The 20407-nt window shown below is 62.4% G+C and carries 14 protein-coding genes and 3 pseudogenes; 8 read left to right on the top strand and 9 right to left on the bottom strand.

Going from position 1 to position 20407, the window contains the following annotated elements:
- From N0Q91_RS22135 to N0Q91_RS22115, 5 genes and pseudogenes are all read right to left on the bottom strand, one after another.
- Positions 1–1760, bottom strand: a pseudogene (locus N0Q91_RS22135) (Na(+)/H(+) antiporter subunit D).
- Positions 1753–2007 carry a hypothetical protein gene (locus N0Q91_RS22130; protein ID WP_100673255.1) on the bottom strand — a complete coding sequence of 85 codons (255 nt, stop codon included), beginning with the start codon at positions 2005–2007 and terminating at the stop codon, positions 1753–1755. The pseudogene N0Q91_RS22135 and the gene N0Q91_RS22130 overlap by 8 nt, the downstream one beginning before the upstream one ends.
- A pseudogene (locus N0Q91_RS22125) lies at positions 2004–3468 on the bottom strand (complex I subunit 5 family protein). The gene N0Q91_RS22130 and the pseudogene N0Q91_RS22125 overlap by 4 nt, the downstream one beginning before the upstream one ends.
- A 4-nt stretch (positions 3469–3472) precedes the next feature.
- Positions 3473–3775 (bottom strand): NADH-quinone oxidoreductase subunit NuoK, encoded by a 303-nt coding sequence (gene nuoK / locus N0Q91_RS22120; protein WP_100673253.1) that lies wholly within the window; start codon positions 3773–3775, stop codon positions 3473–3475.
- A complete protein-coding gene (locus N0Q91_RS22115; RefSeq protein WP_275598242.1) occupies positions 3775–4275 on the bottom strand; it encodes an NADH-quinone oxidoreductase subunit J family protein in 501 nt (166 codons plus the stop codon). Before N0Q91_RS22115 ends, nuoK begins: the two co-directional genes overlap by 1 nt.
- A 294-nt stretch (positions 4276–4569) precedes the next feature.
- Between N0Q91_RS22115 and N0Q91_RS22110 the strand changes: the two genes are divergently transcribed.
- The 8 genes and pseudogenes from N0Q91_RS22110 (at position 4570) to N0Q91_RS22075 (ending at position 16458) form a co-directional block, all read left to right on the top strand.
- Entirely contained in the window at positions 4570–5241 is a 672-nt protein-coding gene (locus tag N0Q91_RS22110; protein WP_275598241.1) for a protein-L-isoaspartate(D-aspartate) O-methyltransferase, read from the top strand.
- Positions 5242–5386: 145 nt separating this feature from the next.
- Entirely contained in the window at positions 5387–8602 is a 3216-nt protein-coding gene (locus N0Q91_RS22105; RefSeq protein WP_275598240.1) for a sensor domain-containing protein, read from the top strand.
- A gap of 188 nt (positions 8603–8790) precedes the next feature.
- Positions 8791–9474 carry a LuxR C-terminal-related transcriptional regulator gene (locus tag N0Q91_RS22100; protein ID WP_275598239.1) on the top strand — a complete coding sequence of 228 codons (684 nt, stop codon included), beginning with the start codon at positions 8791–8793 and terminating at the stop codon, positions 9472–9474.
- 177 nt (positions 9475–9651) lie between these two features.
- Positions 9652–11012 (top strand): annotated as a pseudogene (locus N0Q91_RS22095) (CheR family methyltransferase).
- Positions 11009–11677 (top strand): chemotaxis protein CheW, encoded by a 669-nt coding sequence (locus tag N0Q91_RS22090; protein ID WP_275598238.1) that lies wholly within the window; start codon positions 11009–11011, stop codon positions 11675–11677. Before N0Q91_RS22095 ends, N0Q91_RS22090 begins: the two are co-directional and overlap by 4 nt.
- Positions 11655–13295: a HAMP domain-containing methyl-accepting chemotaxis protein gene (locus N0Q91_RS22085; protein WP_275598237.1), complete on the top strand. Its 1641-nt coding sequence runs from the start codon at positions 11655–11657 to the stop codon at positions 13293–13295. Before N0Q91_RS22090 ends, N0Q91_RS22085 begins: the two co-directional genes overlap by 23 nt.
- Positions 13282–15408 (top strand): hybrid sensor histidine kinase/response regulator, encoded by a 2127-nt coding sequence (locus N0Q91_RS22080; protein ID WP_275598236.1) that lies wholly within the window; start codon positions 13282–13284, stop codon positions 15406–15408. Before N0Q91_RS22085 ends, N0Q91_RS22080 begins: the two co-directional genes overlap by 14 nt.
- 9 nt (positions 15409–15417) lie before the next feature.
- Positions 15418–16458 carry a chemotaxis protein CheB gene (locus tag N0Q91_RS22075; protein WP_275598235.1) on the top strand — a complete coding sequence of 347 codons (1041 nt, stop codon included), beginning with the start codon at positions 15418–15420 and terminating at the stop codon, positions 16456–16458.
- A 77-nt stretch (positions 16459–16535) separates the two neighbouring features.
- Here N0Q91_RS22075 and N0Q91_RS22070 read toward each other — a convergent pair whose 3' ends face one another.
- The 4 genes from N0Q91_RS22070 to N0Q91_RS22055 form a co-directional block, all read right to left on the bottom strand.
- The gene (locus tag N0Q91_RS22070) at positions 16536–17501 is read right to left on the bottom strand and encodes a type II secretion system F family protein (RefSeq protein WP_275598234.1); all 966 of its coding nucleotides are present in this window, start codon (positions 17499–17501) and stop codon (positions 16536–16538) included.
- Between the two features lie 9 nt (positions 17502–17510).
- Positions 17511–18512, bottom strand: a complete 1002-nt coding sequence (locus N0Q91_RS22065) for a type II secretion system F family protein (RefSeq protein ID WP_275598233.1) — start codon at positions 18510–18512, stop codon at positions 17511–17513.
- A 28-nt stretch (positions 18513–18540) separates the two neighbouring features.
- Complete coding sequence (locus N0Q91_RS22060; protein WP_275598232.1) at positions 18541–19965, bottom strand: TadA family conjugal transfer-associated ATPase; 1425 nt, start codon at positions 19963–19965, stop codon at positions 18541–18543.
- Positions 19966–20057: 92 nt separating this feature from the next.
- Complete coding sequence (locus N0Q91_RS22055) at positions 20058–20234, bottom strand: Flp family type IVb pilin (protein WP_102763253.1); 177 nt, start codon at positions 20232–20234, stop codon at positions 20058–20060.
- Positions 20235–20407: the final 173 nt, after the last annotated feature.

The raw sequence follows: 20407 nt of genomic DNA, 5'->3' as shown, positions 1-20407 counted from the left end.
CTACCTCCACACCACCGCAAAGACGAGGATGGCCGCGATCAGACCGGCGATCATCGCCAGCACGTAATGGGTGACGACGCCGCTCTGCCAACGTCGCAATACGCTGCCGCCGTCAAGGATCGATCGGGCGAAACCATTCACGACGCCGTCCACGCCATTGAGATCGAGCCGCACCCCGTGCGCGCCGAGCCGTGCAGGAAGGGCAGTACCGCAGTCTCCGACACGTCGCTGACCGCCTTCTCATACCGCGCCAACGGTCTTTCTGCGAACCACATGAAGGCGCGGGCGCCCTTGCGATAGAACCAGTCGGTGTCGAGGCTGATCGTGTTCTCGGGATCGAGCGCCCGAAGGAAGATCACGAAGCCCAAAGCCGTGAACATCAGGATCCCGAGGCTCTCGGTCACGTGGACGCCGGTATAGGGCTCGAAATCGACAGGATAGGGCAGAAGCGCGTAGAGCGGGCCGGGGAATACGCCGATGGCGATGCAGAGCGCCGCCGCCATGCCCATCGCGACCAGCATGTTGCCGGGTGGCTCCCGTGCCTGCAGCCCCCGGTCGGTACCGAAAAACATGTAATAGGGGAGCTTGAGCCCGGTGTGCAGGAACGTCCCGGACGACGCCATCGTCAGCGCCAGCATCACAAGCGCGCGATGATCCTGCCCTGCCGCGGCTATCACCATCGATTTGCTGACAAAACCCGAGAAGAACGGAAATGCCGAGATCGCAAAGGCGCCGATCATATAGAGCGCTACCGTCAGCGGCATTGCCTTGTAGAGCCCGCCAAGCTCGGTGAGCTTGCGCCGGCCGGTGACGTAGATCACCGCCCCGGCACCCATGAACAAAAGCCCCTTGTAAAGGATGTGCGCGAAAGCATGGCTGGTGGCCCCGTTCACCGCCAGCTCGGTGCCGATGCCGATGCCCGCGACCATGTAGCCCACCTGACTGACGATATGATAGGCAAGAAGGCGGCGGCAGTCGTTTTCCAGCACCGCATAAATGACGCCGTAGAGCGCCATCACCGTGCCGAGCCAGACCAGCAGTTCGATACCCGGAAACGCCCGCGCCAGCACGTAGACGGCGGTCTTGGTCGTGAACGCGCTCATGAACACCGCGCCGGTGACGGTCGCCTCCGGGTAGGCATCGGTCAGCCAGGCATTGAGCGGCGGCACCGCCGCGTTGAGCAGGAAGCCGGCAAGAATGAGGTAGGTACCCGCGTCCAAAGCGCCCTCGACCGGACCGAAGAGCAGCGAGCCTGCGGCTGCCCCATGGAGCAGAATTCCACCGAGCAGGATGACGCCGCCTGTGACGTGGACCATGAGATACCGAAAGGCAGCGCGGATCGCCTGTCGCCCTCCTTGAGCGAAGACGAGATAAGCCGACGCGAATGCCATGCCCTCCCAGAACAGATAGAGGGTTAGATAGTCGCCTGCGAACACCACCCCGAGCGCGCTGCCGACATAGACGAAGGCGGCTACATGCTGGCCGGCGCCGGAAAGGTGCAATGCATAGACCGTCCCGATCAGCGCCATGATGGCGAAGACGGTAGCGAAGACGGTGCTGAGCTGGTCGACCTTTGCAATCAGAATTTCCTGGCCGAGGAACTGCGTCTCGCCATAACTGCCGGGCTCTATCGCCAGGACGACGACGACCGCCAGTACCGGGATCAGCACGAGATAGGCTTTACGCACCGGTCCCGTGAAGAACGGGATCGGTAGAGCGCCCAGAATGAAGATGAGGGCCGGATGGACGAAATCAGTCATAATAGTCCTCGCGCCGCATCAGCCCGGCCCGGTGGCCGAGAAACTTGGAAACGAAGATGAGCAGCACGCAGGAGCCGAAACCGTACGCCGCCGACCAGCCCGGCAGGCGCTCCCACAGGTATTCGGCGTGATCGCGGCGAACCAGGAAGTCGGCGACGACGATCAGGACGAGCACCAGATAGAACAGCCGCCGGCGCAGCCTCGCATATTGCGCGTCACCAAAGAAAACGACGACAGGCTTAATCATCGGATCACTCCGTCGGCGAGGGTGAGGAAATAGTAGGGGAAGATGCCCATTAGCACGGACAGGATCGCGGTCACGACCAGCGGGATCGTGACCAGCGGGATTTCGCGAACCGGTGCCCGGCTCTCCTTGGTCTCCGACTCGAAAAAGGCGGTGTAGCTGACCGGCAGAAAATAGGCGGCGTTGAGGACCGAACTTGCGAGCAGCACGGCGAGGAACGCCATCTGCCCGGCCTCTACCGAGCCCTCGGCCAGATACCACTTGCTGACGAAACCTGCCGTCGGCGGGATCCCGATCATGCTCAGCGACGCGACGAAAAATGCCCCCATCGTCCAGGGAAGCCTGCGGCCAATGCCGGCCATGTCGCTGATATTGCGCTTTCCGGACGCACAATAGATCGACCCCGCGCAGAAAAAGAGCGTGATCTTGGAGAATGCATGCGCGGCGATGTGGATGATGCCGCCGACCATCGCCAGCGGCGACAGGAGAACCGCGCCCAAGACGATGTAGGAGAGCTGGCTGACGGTCGAATAGGCGAGCCTCGCCTTCAGGTCGTCCCGCGTCAGCGCGTACACCGACGCCATCAGGATGGTGAACGAGACCAGATAGGCCGTGGCGATGCCGAGGCCCAGCTCCCCGACCATGCTAACGCCGAAGACATGGAAGATCACCCGCAGCACGCAGAAGACGCCCATCTTGACGACCGCCACGGCATGCAGGAGCGCGCTGACCGGCGTCGGCGCCACCATTGCGGCGGGCAGCCAGGCATGCATCGGCATTACCGCCGCCTTGGCGAAGCCGAAAAGATAGCAGAAATAGACGACCGCGAGCAGCGTCGCCGAGGCATTGGCGCCGGCCAGCAGCCCGCCCGCCACGAAGTCGAGCGACCCGGCGATGTGGTAGGTCAGCGCCAAGGCAGCGAGAAGCACGCTCTTCGAAGCGCCCATCAGATAGACGAGATACTTGCGGCTGCCCCGCCATCCGTCTTCGTCCTCGTGGTGGTAGACGAGCGGATAGGTGACGAGGCTCAGCACCTCGTAGAAGATAACCAACGTGAACAGAATTCGCGGCGAAGGCGCCGCCCACCGCAGCCGCGAGGCTGGTGGCGAAGCATGCGAAAAAGCGGGTCTGCGCATGCTCGTGCAAATGACGCATGTAACCGATGGAATAGACCGCGGCCACGATCCACAGAAGCGACGAGACCGTGGCGAACACCATGCCGAGCGCATCGGCGCGGAACGCGAAGTCGATCCCCGGCAGGATCTCGAACAGGCGAAGTTCGACGGTGCCGCCGGCCAGTACCGTGGGCGCCATGGAGACGACGATCGCAAACATGGCGACCGCCGCGACCGGCGATACCGCGTCGCGGAGTTTCTCGCGCTTGTTGAGAAAGAGGATGGCGAGGGCCGCCAGTCCGGCGACGGCGACGGCGAGCAGCGGCCGGGTCGATATCACCGGGTCCAAGCCGCTATCCTTTCATAATGGTGACGTCGTCTACCTTGAGGGTGGACTTGTTCCTCACCAGCGCGACCAATATGCCGAGGGCCACGGCAACCTCCGCCGCGGTGATCGCGATGACGAAGATCGCGAAGATCTGTCCGCGGAAGTCGTCGTAGTACTGGGCGAAGGCGATGAAATTGATGTTGACCGAATTGAGCAGGAGCTCCAGCGACATCAGCACGATCAGGATATTGCGCCTCAACAGGACGCCCCCCGCCCCGATCACGAACAGGGCCACTCCGAGCAGGATCGACCACCAGAGCGGGACCATCAGCCAGGTTCCTTCCGCGCCAGCACGATGGCGCCGACGAGGGCCGCGAGCAGGATGACCGAGGCGACTTCGAACGGCAGGAGATAGTCGGAGAAGAGCGCCTTGCTGAGATCCCTGATCGCATCGCCGCCGCGCTCGGCAACGGGCGGCGTTGCGGTGAAGCGATCGCTCCAGAGCACCAGCACGACCATCTCGGCACCGAGCAGGACGAGCAGCGCGAGCGCCGGCAGGTTGCCGCCCGGCATGAAGCGCTGCAGCACCGCTTCGCGCACGTCGACCATCATGATCACGAAAAGGAACAGGACCATGATCGCGCCGACATAGACGAAGATCTGGATGACCGCGAGCAGCGGCGCACCGAGCATGACGAAGATTGCCGAAATCTGCAGGAAGCACGCCATCAGCGCCAATGCGCTGTGAACCGGATTGCGCGCCAGAACCAGTGTCAGGGCTGTGACCACGGACACCGTAGCGAACAGAAGAAAGAACCCCTGATGCATCGACGCCGACCTTTCGCCACGAACTCTCGGCGCAAGACGGCCGGAGTCGAGATAGCGCCGCACTCACAAATTGTGCCCTGAGTATCGGGTCTTTCACAAGATTATTGTCGCTTTGACAAATCCCCGATGCTCTGTCCGCGCTTGCGCGCCCGTCGGCTTACACCTTCTGAGATTGCCTGCGACGCGCCGGATCGCTCAGCCCATTGTTACCATTTGATCTTGCTATTGCATGTCCGTCACCCTTTAATGTCGAGAGGCCCATTTGCGGGCCGACTGGCTGAGGAGCCCGCCCTCATGAAGCCAATGAACGAAGAGCATCTCGCGGTTCTGCGCAGGCACATGGTCGAGGTTGTCGCAATCTATGCCGACCTTGCAAGCGAAGAACTCGGCAAGGCGGCGCTCGATGAACGGGTGATGGCAGCGATGCTGCGGGTGCCCCGGCATCTTTTCGTGCCGGTCCCGGCTGCGCCCTTTGCCTACCAGGACATGCCGCTTCCGATCGGCTTTGATAAAACCGTGTCGCAGCCCTTCATGGTCGCTCTCATGACCGATCTCCTTGCCCCCCAACCGCATGAGGCCGTGCTCGAGATCGGCACCGGCCTGGGCTACCAAACCGCAATCCTCGCGCAACTCGCCGGCCAAGTTTGGAGCGTCGAGATCATCGAGGAATTCGCAGGTCAGGCCGAAGCTCTCCTGCACGGCCTCGGCATGTCGAATGTCGGCATTCGTATCGGCGACGGTTCTCGCGGCTGGCCCGAGCACGCTCCGTTCGACAAGATTCTCGTCACGGCGGCGGCTGAGCAGCCGCCCCCGGCTTTGCTCGAGCAGCTCAAGCCAATGGGCCGCCTTGTTCTTCCTGTCGGCTCGGAAGAACAGGTGCTGACCGTCATCGACAAGGATTCGGCCGGGCAATTCGCGGCGCGGCAACTTATCCCGGTTCGGTTCAGCCGGCTCGAAGCGGCCTAAGCGCGCGCCTATCCTTGTAACACAAGAGGCTCGTGTCTTTCTGCGGGAACAATTTGCGGTCGCGAGCAGTTGACCCAGGTTGCACAACCTAGCGGGGGCTTTCTTCCAATGCGATACAGCGCCTCACCAATCTGAGTGTCGTGTCATGAACGCACCGACGCCCGAACCGCCCTCCCATAGGCCCCATGATCTCCTTCACCGGCTTATGGATGGCATTGCCGAAGCGGTGATCGTCAAGGACGATGCGTCACGGTTCGTCTTCATCAACGACGCGGCTTGCGAGCTTCTGGGCAAAGACCGGAACCAGCTCATCGGACGGACCGACCACGACATATTACCGGGGGAGCAGGCAGACAGGATCGTCTCGCTCGACAGGGTCGTGCTTTCGACAGGCGAAGGCCACGAGCTCGAAGAGCAAATCACGACGCCAGATGGGACACAGCGCACGCTCCTGACGAAAAAGCGGTGCGTGAGCATTCCCGCCGGTCCGACCGGGGAAAAGTTCGTGGTCGTGACGATCGTGGATATCACCGACCTGCGCAGGACCGAAGAGACTCTCCGGGCGAGCGAGGAGCACTATCGCTCTCTGGTTGACCTTCACCCGCAAGTTCCCTGGACCGCAAACACGGCGGGAGAGGTCCTGGAGGTTGGCCCGCGATGGAGCGAACTGACTGGCCTGGGCGAAAAAGAAACGCTCGGCAGTGGATGGGCCAAAGCCGTTCATCCGCAGGACGCGCAATCTTTGGACGAGAAATGGCACCGCTCCCTGGCGAGCGGCGCACCATTCGACTGCGAATACAGGCTTTTGACCCGGACCGGCCATTATCGCTGGTTCCGCGCTCGCGCAGCCGCAAAGCGAGACGCGGATGGAAAAATCGTGCGCTGGTACGGCCTCCTGGAAGATATCGACGAAAGGCGACGCGCCGCCGACGCCTTGCGCGAAAGCGAGGCCCGCTTTCGAGCCATCGCTGACAACGCGCCCGTGATGATCTGGGTTGCCGACCCCACAGGCGACACGAGCTTCTTCAATCGCTTGTGGTTGGAAACGACGGGGCAAACAGAGGCCGAGGCGCTCGGTTTCGGTTGGGTCGACGTCATCCATCCCGATGATCGGCAGGCAGTCCAGGAAATATTCTTCAGGGCGACTGCGGGCAAGGAACCGGTGCACAGCGAGTACCGGTTGCGACGAGCCGATGGAAGCTGGGCATGGGTCATCGACGTCGGGCAACCGCGCTTCTCCGCCGACGGAACGTTCCTCGGTTATGTCGGGTCCGTTCTCGACATCACGGAACGGCGAGCCGCGGAGGTAGCTCAGCAGGAAGCTCAGGCGTTTATCAGAAGCATTTTTGACAGCAGTCCCGACTGTGTGCGCGTGCTCGACATGGAGGGACGGCCGCTGCTTATGAACGAGGCCGGGCGGCGAATCTTCGGACTGGATGAAGGTGCTCCGGTGACGGGGCAGACATGGGACTCCATCGGGCGAGCTTCCGACGCCGACAAGGTCGAGGCGGCCTGGGAAAGCGTCAGACGCGGGGAGACAGCGCGTTTCGAGATTTCCGTTCGGGATGCCGGCGGTGAAGAAAGATGCATGGACGTGATCTCGGCCCCGATCACGGACCATCAAGGAAAACCGTTCAGAATCCTGTCGATCTGGCGCGACATTACCGATGCGAAGCGAGCAAGCGACGAAATCAGTCGTGCGCAAAGGCACGCCGAAGCCGCTGCCGACCAGCTTTCTTCGGTTCTCGAGAGCACCATGGACAGCGTCATGCTGCTCGACGCCGACTGGCGCGTGCGCTATCTCAACGAGAACGCTCGGAAGCTGCTGCAGGTCGGAGACGAGGCGCTCGGTAGAGTGTTCTGGAAGCTCTTCCCCGAAGAGGAAAAGGGGAGCTTCGCCAAGCATTGCCGCGAAGTGATGGACCGACGGGTCCGCTCCTTTTTCGAGGACCATTTGTCGTCGCTCGGCCGGTGGGTCGAAGCGAATGCCTCCCCGACGCAAGACGGCATTTCCATTTTCTGCCGAGACATAACCGAGCGGCGTCGCGCGGAAGAGGACACGCTGCTGGCCCAAAAGCAGATCGCGCATATGGCCAGGCACGACATGCTTACGGGCCTCGCGAACCGGATGTTCTTCCGAGAATGCTTCGAGCAGGCGCTGAACGAGAGCAGCCATGCCCGTATGGCAGTGCTGTGCCTGGACCTTGACGGCTTCAAAGCCGTCAACGACACGCTCGGCCACCCCGCCGGCGACGCTTTACTGCGTCAGGTCTCTCAAAGACTGATCCAATCCGTCAGAACCACGGAGACCGTCGCGCGACTTGGGGGCGACGAATTCGCCATAATACAACCTTTGACGAAGTCACGTGACGAAGCGTTCCGCCTCGCACAACGGATGATCGATACCCTTTCCGAACCCTTCAGCATCGAGGGCGTCGCCGCAACTGTGGGGACGAGCATCGGGATTGCCTTTGCGCCGGAAGACGGGACCTCTGCAGATGAGCTGATCAAGGCGGCCGACATCGCGCTCTACAGTGCGAAATCCAGCGGCCGCGGCACTTACAAGCTCTTCGACGTGGCGATGCATGCGCAGCTGCAAGCACACCAGCAGATGAAGATCGCAATGCGGGATGCGCTGGCGAGGGGAGAGTTCGAGCTGCATTATCAGCCGCTGGTGAGCCTGGAGTCGCGCTGCGTGAGCTGCTGCGAGGCGTTGCTGCGGTGGCGACACCCTCAACGGGGAATGATCGCGCCGGCCGAATTCATTCCGATTGCCGAAGAGACCGGCTTGATCGTTCCGATCGGCGAATGGATTCTGGGTGAGGCATGTGGACAAGCCGCGCGCTGGCCTGAACATGTGAGCGTCGCCGTAAACCTCTCCCCTGTCCAGTTCAAGCATCGCAACCTGGTGAGGGCCGTCGCCAACGCCCTTTCCGCCACCAGACTTAATCCCGCTCGTCTGCAATTGGAGATCACCGAGACGGTTCTGCTGGATGAGAGCGAGCATAACCTCGAGCTGCTACAGGACCTGCGAAGGCTCGGCGTCAAGATCGCGATGGACGATTTCGGAACGGGCTATTCGTCACTTGGGTACCTGCGCAGCTTTCCCTTCGACAAGATCAAGGTCGATCAGGCCTTCGTCCGGGACCTGCCGCACGGCAAGGAGTCGCTCGCGATCGTCAAGGCCGTCGCCGGCCTTGGGCAGAGCCTTGGCATGACGACAACGGTCGAGGGCGTCGAAACGGAGGATCAGCTGGCGGTGGTGAATTCGGAAGGCTTCAATGAGGTGCAGGGTTACCTCTTTTCGCGCCCCCTGCCCGCCGCGGAAATCTCCAAGCTGATCGCAGCCGGTTCCCTCTAACTCGAATGGCGCAGTTTCCAAGCAGGGCAGGAATTAGCCCTACACGTCGCGCGGCGTGTGTGGCACAATCCAATTACTACTGCTCATTGATCGAAATGACGGGAACTCATTCGCCGAGACGATCGTTAGTTGCAAGTCGAGCCGGGTTCGGAAACCCGTGGCGTGAGCCAGCGAGCGGGGATAGCGTAATGAATGCCTCAGGCGTCGCACTTATTGCCGATGACGATGAATTCTTCAGGATTGCGCTTGGCTTCATTTTGAAGAGCAAATTGCGCTTTACCGAGATTATCGAGACCGGGTCACTCGACGAGGCGATCGAGAGGCTTTCCGAGCGCGAAGACGTCTCGCTGGCATTGTTCGATCTGGCGATGCCGGGCATGCAAAGCGTCGCCAGCCTTGCTGCCGTGCGCGACGTCCACCCGGATTTGAAAGTCGCGGTCGTTTCGGCATCGTCGCGCCGATCGGATATCCTCTCCGCCCTGACGGCAGGCATAAACGGTTATGTCCCCAAGGGCCTTGGCGCCACCGACCTCGCCGAAGCGGTTCGCGCCATTCTCAACGGAGCGGTCTATGTCCCTCCCTCCATTGCAGGCCGCGCCTCCCCTTCCGAAGCAGAGACGCCAGCGCCTGGCGCGGGAGACCAGAACGAACGCCGCCGTACAATCGAATTCCTTACGCCGAGGCAGCACGAAGTCTTACAGCTCCTTGTACAGGGGTTCTCGAACAAGGAAATCGCCCGCAAGCTGAAACTCGGCGAAGGCACCGTGAAGATCCACATGGCAGCATTATTCCGAAGCCTGCGGGTCAGGAACCGCCAGGAGGCGGCCGCGGCCGGGGCGCGCCTTTTGCCGATGACCGAAAACCGACAATAGTCCGCTTGGATAGGCCGCCCTCTAGGTCATCCGGACGAATAGCGCAAATACACGCCAGGACGTAGTGACGACAGCAGTCAATGTATGTGGAACGATAATGCGCCAGCCGGTTTTGACAGAGAGTTTCATCCCGACGCCGCTTCGCGCCTGTCCGGCACACGGGCAACGAGGTGTCCAGTGAACAGGCGCCGCCCCTCGTTGGAGCTCGCTGAACAGGTTGCAGGCAAGATCGGCCTGAGCTTCTCGGCCTCCCGGAAAGAAGCCGTCGCCACGGCGATAGAGCGGGTGATGGTGCGGCGCCGCATTGGCGAGGGCCGCTCGCTTCTCGACCGGCTGGGATTGGACGAGTATTTGACAGATGACGTGATCTCTGCGGTTACGGTCGCCGAGACGCATTTCTTCCGGGGACCCGAGCAATTCGAACTGATACGGCAGACAATTCTCCCGGAACTGCTGCGACGGCGGTCCGGGGGCCTCCTCTGCGGTTCTGGAGCCTCGGCTGTGCGACGGGTGAGGAACCCTATTCCCTTGCCATTCTCTGCGAAGAGGAGGGCCTCCTGAACGATGTCCGGATCGATGCAGCCGACATTTCGAGGAGGGTACTCGCCGCGGCCAAGGCTGCCGAATACGGCGAGTGGGCCTTGAGGAATACGGACCCGAGGCTGAGGCAACGTTACTTCACTTCGTGCGAGGGGCGTTTTCGACTGAACGAACGATTGCGCCGGCAGGTCGACTTCGCTCATCTGAACCTCGGCACCGACGCGCTTCCGGATCCGGAAAAGCCATTGGCTGACTTCGACTTGATCCTTTGCCGCAACGTGCTCGTCTATCTCGAGGCGAGCGCGGTGCGCCGCATCGCCCGTCAGCTTCTGGCCTGCCTTTCCGATGGCGGCTGGCTGCTGACCGCCCCGACCGACCCGCCCCTGTGGAAATACGCCCCCTTCGAGACGTCGATCACGCCCGCGGGCATTGTGTACCGCCGGATCATGGCTCCGGACGCACGTAAGAACCCGACCGCGTGCCTCGCTCCAGTTCGGCGCCAGACCGGCAACCCGGCCGCGTGCGTTCCGCCCGCCCGGGCTCGCTCCGCGGCCTCGCGAAAAACGACCGGCGACGATACGGCCAAGGCCATCGCGCGGCAAATCCGATCGCGTTTCGACCTGGGTGAGCCCCTTGAGGCAGCCCGCCTTGCCGCCCGAGCGATCGAGAGGCATCCGCTATCAGCGGAACTGCACTTCCTCGAAGGTGTCTCCCGGATGGCCAGCGGCGAGACCGACGCGGCGACGGCGGCACTCCGGCGGGTGGCCTATCTCGACGGCAAACTGGCAGCTGCACAGTTCTTCCTCGGTGTCTGCCTCAAGGACAGCGATCCGCAGGCGGCCCTGCGCGCCCTCGAAAATGCGCTCTCGTCCTGCCTCTCTCGTTCGCCGCGCGAACACGTTGCGTTGATGCCCGAGGCGACGGCCGGACATCTGGCGCAGCGCGCACGGCGAGAGATCGCCACGATACGCCAACATCTCGGGAGCGAAGCCGGATGAAGACACCTTCCCGACCCGCCGCCCGTCCGCTCGACTGGACCGCCGTCAGAAGCCGTATGGCAGCCGCGATAGAACAGACGGAGGCGCTTCTGGAAGCGGCACAACAGGATTCGGAAGCGCAATACGTGCAACGATCACCCCGCATGGCCGTTGACGTATCCGCCGGGCAAAGCGAAGAACAGGCCGTCGATCTCGTGATCTTCGTACTGGGGGATCGCCAGTTTGCCTTGGAGATCCGCTTCGTTTGCGAAATCGTTTCGAGGGCACGCGTCAGCCCGCTCCCCGGAATGCCCCCGCATGCCTGTGGCGTTTACGACCTGCGCGGTCAGCTGCTTCCCGTATTCGATCTGCGCGGACCGCTGGATCTCCCGCAACTGGCCGGTATCGCCAATGACTGGGCGATCGTGTGCGGGCGGGAACGGCCCGAATTCCTGATCCTTTCCGAAGCCGCCCCAGAAATATCGACGCTCCCGCTGGACGAAATCCGCTCAGCGGAGCCCGCTGCGGGCATAGCTTGGCATTGGACGACGACGAAAGCCGGGACGGTCATTCTCGACGGCCGCCTACTTTTGGAGGACCGCCGCTTCTTTCTTGATGATGGGCAGATCACCGCCAGAGACGAGACGGAAAGGACCGAGTTCCATGAGTCCCCGACCAGCAAATAGCCTCTATGGCGCATTGGGGTTGGCAATGCTCCTATTCTTAGCAGCATCGGCGCTGCTCGTCGGGTCCAGCTTCATTGCTCTGGAACGCGTGCGGGCGGATCTTGCGGCGACGTCCTCGCTTGGCAAGGAACGGCTGGCCTACCAGATGATCTACACGGCCAGTCACCTGGAACGAGCGGAAGGTCCGGCTCGGGCCGCTGTTGCCGACGAACTGCGCCGTTTGATGGATCGCAATGAGCGGCTTCTTGCAAGTCTGGCGAATAGCGAGGAAGGGATCGGACGGGCAGCAGCGAACGAACCTGCTGCTCTCACGCAGCTCGAACAAGCCCGCCAGCTATGGCGGGATGAAATCACGCCCGCTCTGGAAAGCGCTATGGCCAGCGCACCGCTCAGCCGCGGCGCACTGGACGAGCTGGATCCGGAGATCAGAGCGTTTGCGGCGCGTCTGGACGGATTGATCAGCCGCATCGAACAGGCCGGAGCCACCCGGCTCCAGCGCTCCCAATTGCTGCAGTTCGGTTTTTCGGCTCTCGCCCTGCTGGTGCTCCTTCAGGTGCTGAGGGTCGGGCGCCGTCTGGCCCGCCGCACGCGCGCGCTCGCGGTGCTGGCGGAAAAGGTCAGCGCCGGTGACCTGGCGCAGAAGGCGTCGGTCGACGGCAGCGACGAGCTCGCAGTTCTCGGCGCCTCCTTCAATGCGATGACAGAGAGGCTTGCCGGTATGATCGACAACGAGCGGGGCAGCAGGGAGAGGCTCGAGAAGTTGCTCGCCACGATTTCGGAAACGGCGCAACACCTCTCATCGTCAGCTGCCGAGATTCTCGCCGGCACCACGCAACAGGTCGAAGGCATGCGCGAGCAGTCCTCGGCCGTTGCCCAGACGGTCACGAGCGTCGATGAGGTATTGCAGACTTCAGAACAGGCGGCGCAGCGCGCGCAGCAGGTTGCCGCCTCCTACGACAACGCCGTCAAGATCAGCAATGAGGGCCGCAGAGCGCTGGACGACACGGTGCAGGTGATGAATGCCGTCAGCGCGCGGACGGAAACGATCGCTGCAGATATTCTCTCGCTTGCGGAAAACAGCCTCGAGATCGGCGAAATCGTGTCGGTCGTTGCCGAGATCGCGGACCAGACGAACCTCCTGGCATTGAATGCTGCGATCGAGGCATCGCGCGCCGGTGAACACGGCAGGGGCTTCAATGTCGTCGCCAGCGAGATCCGGACGCTTGCCGACCAGTCGAAGGCTGCGACCACCAGGGTCCGCCGCATTCTCATGGAAATCCAGAAATCGACAAACTCCGCGGTCATCGGCGCCGAGGATGGATCCAAGAGCGTCAGCCGTGCGCTCGAGACGGTCAGCGAAGCGGGCGAGACCATCCGGCAATTGGAGGCGATCGTAGACGATTCCGCGCGATCGGTCGCTCAGATCGCCGCGTCGGCGGGTCAGCAGCGCGCCGGCATGAAGCAGATTCACGAAGCGATGCATTACATCGAACAGACCAGCAGCCAGAATCTCTCGGCGATACGGCAGGCCGAGGAGGCCGCGAAGGACTTGAACGAACTCGGCTCAAGGCTGAAGGAAATGCTCACCGACCACGGCAGCGAACATGATAACACCTGAAGAACTCGACCCCGGCTTATTGACCATGTTCACTCAGGAGGTGCGGGAACGTGCGTCGGAGATGGAGAACGCCGTGCTGGCAATTGAGGCGTCCGGCGATGCGGATCGGAAACGGCATCTGCAGGAACAGCTTCTAAGGGTGGCGCATAGCCTCAAGGGTGCCGCCGGCCTGCTTCAGGTGCGCGGCGTGGAAACGATTTGTCACTGGATGGAGGAAATTCTCTCGATCGCTGCGAATGAACGGCTTGTGCTCGAAAGATCGAGGCTGGACCTGCTGCTGTCGGCTGCGGACGCGATCAGGGACGCGGCCAATCTGCTTGAGGGCGGCGAGATCCCCTCTTCCGCGCATGGCGAGGACGTGGTCGAAAAGCTGAAGTCCATCGCAAGCGCGGGTTCCGATGACGGCATGAAAGAAGCGCACCACCATCCGCCCGTGCCTGAGCCGGAGATCGCCATTCGCACCACCGACACCGACGGTTCCATGCGCGTCTCCGCCGCGCGCCTCGATGCACTCCTTTACAGGAGCGGTGAGATGCTCACCTTCAATGGCGTCATGCGGCGTCATGCCGAGCAGGCCTCTTCGCTGCGCGAGGAAGCAAGGAAAATGCGCGCACCGGGCTCTGAACCCGCCGGACAGGTGGCGCGTGTCGAAAGCGGACTGCGTCAGCTCGCGGCATTCCTTCGCCAGGATGTTCGCCTGATGCAAAGTGCGGTGACCGCACTCGACGAAGAGATCAGGCTAGCGCGCACACAGCCCTTTGCGGAGGCGTGCAAGGGCCTTAGCCGAATCATCCGGGACGTGGCGGCGGCATCGGGGAAACGGGCAGAACTGGAGATCAGGGGCGGAGAGATCGAAGTCGATCGCTCCGTCATTTCAGCGCTGCAGGATTCGCTGCGCCATCTCGTCCGCAACGCCGTTGCGCATGGAATCCAGACGCCGGAAGAGCGTCGGGCGGCAGGACAGCCGGAAACGGGCAGCATCCTGGTTTCGGCCGCCATGCGCGGAAACCGGATGGAGGTTCGTGTCGAAGACGACGGCCGCGGCCTGAATTTGGCTTTGCTGAGTGCGGCGACAGGCGAAAGCCCTCAAAACAGGCAACCCGAAGCGGATCTCCTGCGGCGTGTCTTCGAGCCGGGCGTCTCCACCTCGGCGACCGTCACCAGCCTCTCAGGGCGCGGCATAGGTCTCGACATCGTGAAAAGCAATGTGGAAAAGCTACGCGGCGCGGTCGACGTTTCGCAGGTACCGACCGGCGGTGCTGCCTTTACCCTCACCCTGCCTCTGACCCTTGCAACGGTTCGTGTTCTGGAAGTCCTTGCAGGAGGACATGTGTTCACGATCGACACCACGTCCGTCCAGCGCGTCATCCGGATCGGCAGGGGGGACTTCACGCTGGTGGACGACAGGGATTTCGTCCGTACCCCCGCCGGTCCGATGCCCTTCGTCGATCTTTCGCTTTGGCTCCGCCTCCAGCCGAACCGGAGCGACGCGAGCGAAACCATCCCGGCAGTGGTTGTCGACTCGCCGGGCGGGCCCATGGCAGTGCTCGTCGACGAAATCACCGGGGAACAGGAACTGCTCACACGATCGCTCGGTCGGCGCCTGGCAAATGTCCGGCGTTACAGCGGTGGAATGGTGCTCCCCGACGGGCGCATCGCCCTCCTCTTGAACGTCGCAGCCCTCGCCGAGGCTGCAGCCGAGGTGCAGCCTCGCAAGAGCGTCGTCGGGCGCCGGCCCGTTGCGGCCGCTCGTCGGAAGGTCCTTGTCGTAGACGATTCAAAATATGTTCGAACATTGGTGAAGCTCATACTGGAAGGCGCCGGATACGATGTGACCATGGCGACCGACGGCACGGAAGCGTTGAAGCAGCTTCGCGACCATGGAGCCGACGTGGTCGTAGCCGACGTCGATATGCCGTCAATGAATGGCTTCGAGCTGACCCGGGCCATTCGCCAGTCGGACCGCCTTACCGGCACGCCCGTCGTACTCGTCACCGGGCGGGAATCCATTGAAGACAAGTTGAAGGGACTGCGCGCCGGCGCAAACGCCTACTTGAGGAAGGATCAGTTCGATGCGCACGACTTCCTGGAAACAATGCGGCAGGTCGTTTGAGGGAAGAGGATGGTACGCATTCTTCTCGCGACATCCACGCACGAGCTTGAAGATCTCGTAAAGAGGGCGATCGAGGGGGACGCCTCTGCGGAGCTCGTCCTGATCGCAAGAAACGGGAGAGACGCCGTTAGAATGACCGGCGAACTCCTGCCGGACATTGTCGCCCTGGAACTTAGCCCTTCCGGGGATGACAGCGCAGAAACGGTCAGGGAGATAATGATCGCGGCACCGACGCCGGTCGTTTTGCTCTCACATAGGGACGGCTCGCAGCTCGGGACCATTTCGGCGCGGGCGCTCGAAGCGGGCGCTCTCGCGGTCATCCCGGCGCCGGCCGCCCACGGCATGCCGCTCGAACAGCCGGCAATCGAAAAGTTTCTCTCTACAATCAAGGCCATGTCGCAGGTAAAGGTCGTCCGGCAATGGCGCCAGAAAGCCCGCGGAGATCGCGCAGCCAAAGACCAACCGCCAGCGACAGGGACACCGATCGGAATCGTGGCCATCGCGGCCTCGACCGGTGGGCCGTCGGCGATCCGTTCGATACTCAGAGACCTCTCAGCCGATTTCCCGGTGCCGATCCTCATTGTCCAGCACATGTCGACCGGCTTCATCGACGGCGTTGCCGCCTCTCTCGACGCGACCGTGCCGCTCCAGGTGAAGATCGCCAGGAATGGAGAGCTTCTCAAACCCGGCACCGTCTACCTCGCACCGGACAATTATCAGCTCGGGGTCTCGGGCAGATCGCGCCTACGCGTCTCGGACGATGCTCCGGTCAACGGCTTCAAGCCGTCCGGATCCTACCTCTTCGGTTCGATCGCGCGCGCCTTCAAGGGGAAGTCGCTCGCGGTGATCCTCACCGGAATGGGCGATGACGGGACGGAGGGGCTTCGGGCGCTGCGCATGGCGGGCGGCAAGGCGATCGCGCAGGACGAGAAGAGTTCGGTGGTCTTCGGCATGCCGAAATCGGCGATCGGTGCCGGCCTCGTGGACCTAGTGCTGCCGCTGGAAAGCATAGCCGAGAACATCGCTGCCATCGCCCGGGGACGGAGCTAACCGGGAGGCGAGACAAGGACATGAACGTTGTGGGGCGCGCGCGTCGGACTTGACGCGCAGGCGCCACACCGCCCCCTCTAGATGCTCATGATCTGAATGACCGCCGGTGTGATGATCACCGCAAAGAGCACGGGCAGGAAAAACAGGATCATCGGCACGGTGAGCTTGGGCGGGAGAGCGGACGCTCTTTTCTCGGCCTCGCTCATGCGCATGTCCCTGTTCTCCTGTGCCATCACGCGCAACGCCTGACCAAGCGGCGTGCCGTATTTTTCCGCCTGGATGAGGCTGGTGACGACGGCGCGCACGCCCTCCACTCCGGTTCTCTGCCCAAGGTTCTCGAACGCCTGCCGCCGGTCCTGCAGGTAGGAAAGCTCCGCCGTCGTCAGCAGGATCTCCTCCGCAGTTTCCGGCGATTGCGTGCCGACCTCCTCGCCAACCTTGCGGAAAGCGCTTTCGATTCCCATGCCGGCTTCGACGGTGATCAACAGCAGGTCCAGCGCCTCCGGCCAGGAACGCCGGATCGACTGCTGCCGCTTGGTGATCCTGTTCCTGATGAAGATCGCGGGAGCGAAATATCCGAACGCGCCCATGGCGGCGGCCATCGCCACCACCAGAAGCAGCGGCGCTTCCGGGCGGACCACCAACAGGATGTAAAACAGGCAGGCCGTGAAGATGGCAACCGGCGCGATCAGCCGGAAGGCAAGAAAGGCCGTCACCGCGGCATGGCCACGATAGCCTGCCATGCTCAACTTGCGGACGATCTCGCCGTCCTCCGCCTGCTTGGCAAGGCGGAAGCGGTCGACGATCGCCTGAAAGAGCCGCTTCGGCTCCACACGCAGTGATACCTTGCTCTTCTCCTCCAGCCGGGCGCGTTCGCGCTGGCGGATACGTTCGCGTTCGCCCTCCACCTTCCGCATACGCTCCGACAGCGTGTCCCGGAAGACGTAAGGCCAGGAAACGACGACGACCGCTGAAAAGGCGGAGAAGCCGGCCATCATGGCCGCCAACTGTTCCGGGTCTGGGATATGGACACTAAGGTTCATCTCAAGTTCTCAGAAGTCGAAGTTGATCATCTTGCGCATGACGAGGATGCCGATGCCCATCCACAGGCCGCAGCAAACGAGAACGATCTTGCCGATCGTCGTCGTGAACAGGAGCGTCATGTAGTCCGGGCTCGTGAAATATACGGCGCCCGCGACGACGAACGGCAAAGCGCCGATGATGCCGGCCGAAGACTTCGCCTCCGCGCTCATCGCCTTGATTTTGGCTTTCATCTTCTTGCGTTCTCGGAGCACCTTGGAGAGGTTTCCGAGCGCTTCCGAGAGGCTGCCGCCCGTGCGGCTCTGGATGGCGACGACGATGGCAAAAAAGTTGGCTTCGGCAAGCGGCATGCGTTCGCTCATGCGCTTCACGGCCTCGTCCACCGGTATGCCCAGCGTCTGGTCCTGAACGATCGCGAGGAACTCGCCCTTGACCGGCTCCTGCGCTTCCGTGGCAATCACCCTCAGGCAATCCGGCATCGGCAGACCTGCCTTGAGTCCTCTGACGATGACGTCGACGGCGTTCGGAAACTCGGCGGCGAACCGGGCAAAGCGCGCATTGCGCTTGATGTTCACATAGAGGTGCGGAAGGAGCAGACCGCCGGCGATCGCGAAACCGACCGACACAAGCGCGCCGAGGCCCACAACCATCAGCATCGCGACCCAGGTGACCAGAGCGGTGCCGGCACAGACGAGAAAATAGGCCTTGCGGGACCAATGAAGGCCGGACTGACGGAGTCTGGCCGAGAGCGTCACTTTGCCTTTGCGCGCATTCGCCTGGCGCTTCTCCTCTATCTCGCGCAGCGTCTTTTCCACCGAGCGGCGGCGGTCGCGGCCATCCGTCTCGGCTGGTTCGCTTCGCTTGTCTTCCGCCCGCGCCGAAATGCGCTCAAGCCTCTGTCGATAGGCGCTTGCCTTCGAGACACGCGGATAGAACGCCGCCATCATCACACCGCCGATGCTGGTGGATGCCAGGAGGAAGACGAAAACGGGAAACAGCAAAGAGGTTGCCATCTGTTTTGGCCCTTTGTCAGCGTTTAATTCAAGCGGCGGCCTTCATTTCCGCCGCGTCGAGGGCCGCGGCGAGCCGGGTCTCTTCGCCGTAATAGCGAGCGCGATCCCAGAATGCCGGCCGCCCTATGCCGGTCGAACGGTGCCTGCCGATGATGTTTCCCTTCTCGTCTTCGCCGAGAATGTCGTAGACGAAGAGGTCCTGCGTCGTGATCACGTCGCCTTCCATGCCGAGCACTTCGGTGATGTGGGTAATCCGGCGCGAACCATCGCGAAGGCGCGCCGCCTGAACGATCACGTCGACCGACGAGACGAGCATCTCCCGGATCGTCTTGGCCGGCAAGGAGCTCCCGCCCATGGTGATCATCGCCTCGACGCGCGCCATCGCTTCGCGCGGAGAGTTGGCGTGGAGCGTTCCCATCGAACCGTCGTGACCGGTGTTCATCGCCTGCAGCAGGTCGAAGGCCTCGGGCCCGCGGACCTCGCCGACGATGATCCGCTCGGGCCGCATGCGCAGGCAGTTCTTCACGAGGTTGCGCATGGTGATCTCACCCTGTCCCTCGATGTTCGGCGGCCGCGTTTCGAGTCGCACGACATGCGGTTGCTGCAGTTGAAGCTCCGCCGCATCCTCGCAGGTGATGACGCGCTCGCCGTGCTCTATATAACCGGTCAGGCAGTTCAGAAGCGTCGTCTTGCCGGAGCCGGTACCGCCGGAAATGAGGACGTTGCAGCGCACGCGTCCGATGATCTTGAGAACCTCGGCGCCCTCCGGCGAGATCGAGCCGAACCGGACCAGCTGGTCAAGGGTCAGCTTTTCCTTCTTGAACTTGCGGATCGTCAGCGTGGGGCCGTCGATTGCCAGGGGAGGCGCGATCACGTTGACACGCGAACCGTCGCCTAGACGCGCGTCGCAGATCGGGCTCGATTCGTCGACGCGCCGGCCAACCTGGCTGACGATGCGCTGGCAGATATTGAGTAGCTGCTCGTTGTCGCGAAAACGGATCCCCGTCTCCTGCACGCGGCCATTCACCTCGATGAAAACCTGGTTTGCGCCATTGACCATGATGTCGGCGATGTCGTCGCGTGCGAGCAGGGGCTCGAGCGGCCCGTAACCCAGGATGTCGTTGCAGATGTCGCTGAGAAGGTTGTTCTGCTCCGCCATCGAAATGCCAGCCTTCTTGGCCGCGACGATGTCGTTGACGATCGCTCCGATTTCCTTGCGCGCCTGCTCCCCATCCATGCCGGAGAGTGCTGCGACGTCGATTGTCGCGATGAGGGCGCTGAAGATTTCCTTTTTCAGAGCGTAATATTCGGCCTTGTGGGCCTTTTCCGTACGGGCCGCCGGAACTTCGATCGGCTTTTGGCTCGTCTCCCGCACCGGCTCGGCATTACCGGACGCCGGTTGAACGGCCGCTTCGCGGGTCTTTTCTTCCAGGGGAAATTTCTTGCCGAACATTGGTGTCGCTCTGCTTGTTTGAGGTCCGTGAGCGTTGCATGCGAAAGCGGAAGGCAATGCCTTCCGCTTCGCTTGGCGACCGACGGCCCGGATTAAGCGGCAGGGATGACGAGTCTGTCCGCGATCGCTTGGAACGCGGCCGTCACGTCCGTACCGACAAGCCCTACCGCACCGATGATGGCGACGGCGATAAGACCGGCGATCAGGCCGTATTCGATGGCGGTTGCGCCGGATTCGTTGCGAGCAAAACGGGCAAGAAGATTTTTCATGGTTCGGTCCTTCAATGGGTTGGAGAAAGTGCCGAAACCAAGTTCGGCGTCACAGGGTTGGGCCGGGTTCTGCCTCGTGTCCCGCTTGCTGTGTGGCTCTTATATAGACTTTGTTAACCCTCTTGATCTATTCAGCCTGATGGCCGAGCCGGCGGAGCAGATGGCTCGTCCGG

It is taken from the genome of Sinorhizobium prairiense, assembly GCF_029201645.2.
Taxonomy (GTDB): domain Bacteria; phylum Pseudomonadota; class Alphaproteobacteria; order Rhizobiales; family Rhizobiaceae; genus Sinorhizobium; species Sinorhizobium meliloti_A.
The sequence above is the reverse complement of the archived record's forward strand: the minus strand, read 5'-3'. Positions and strand labels throughout refer to the sequence as shown.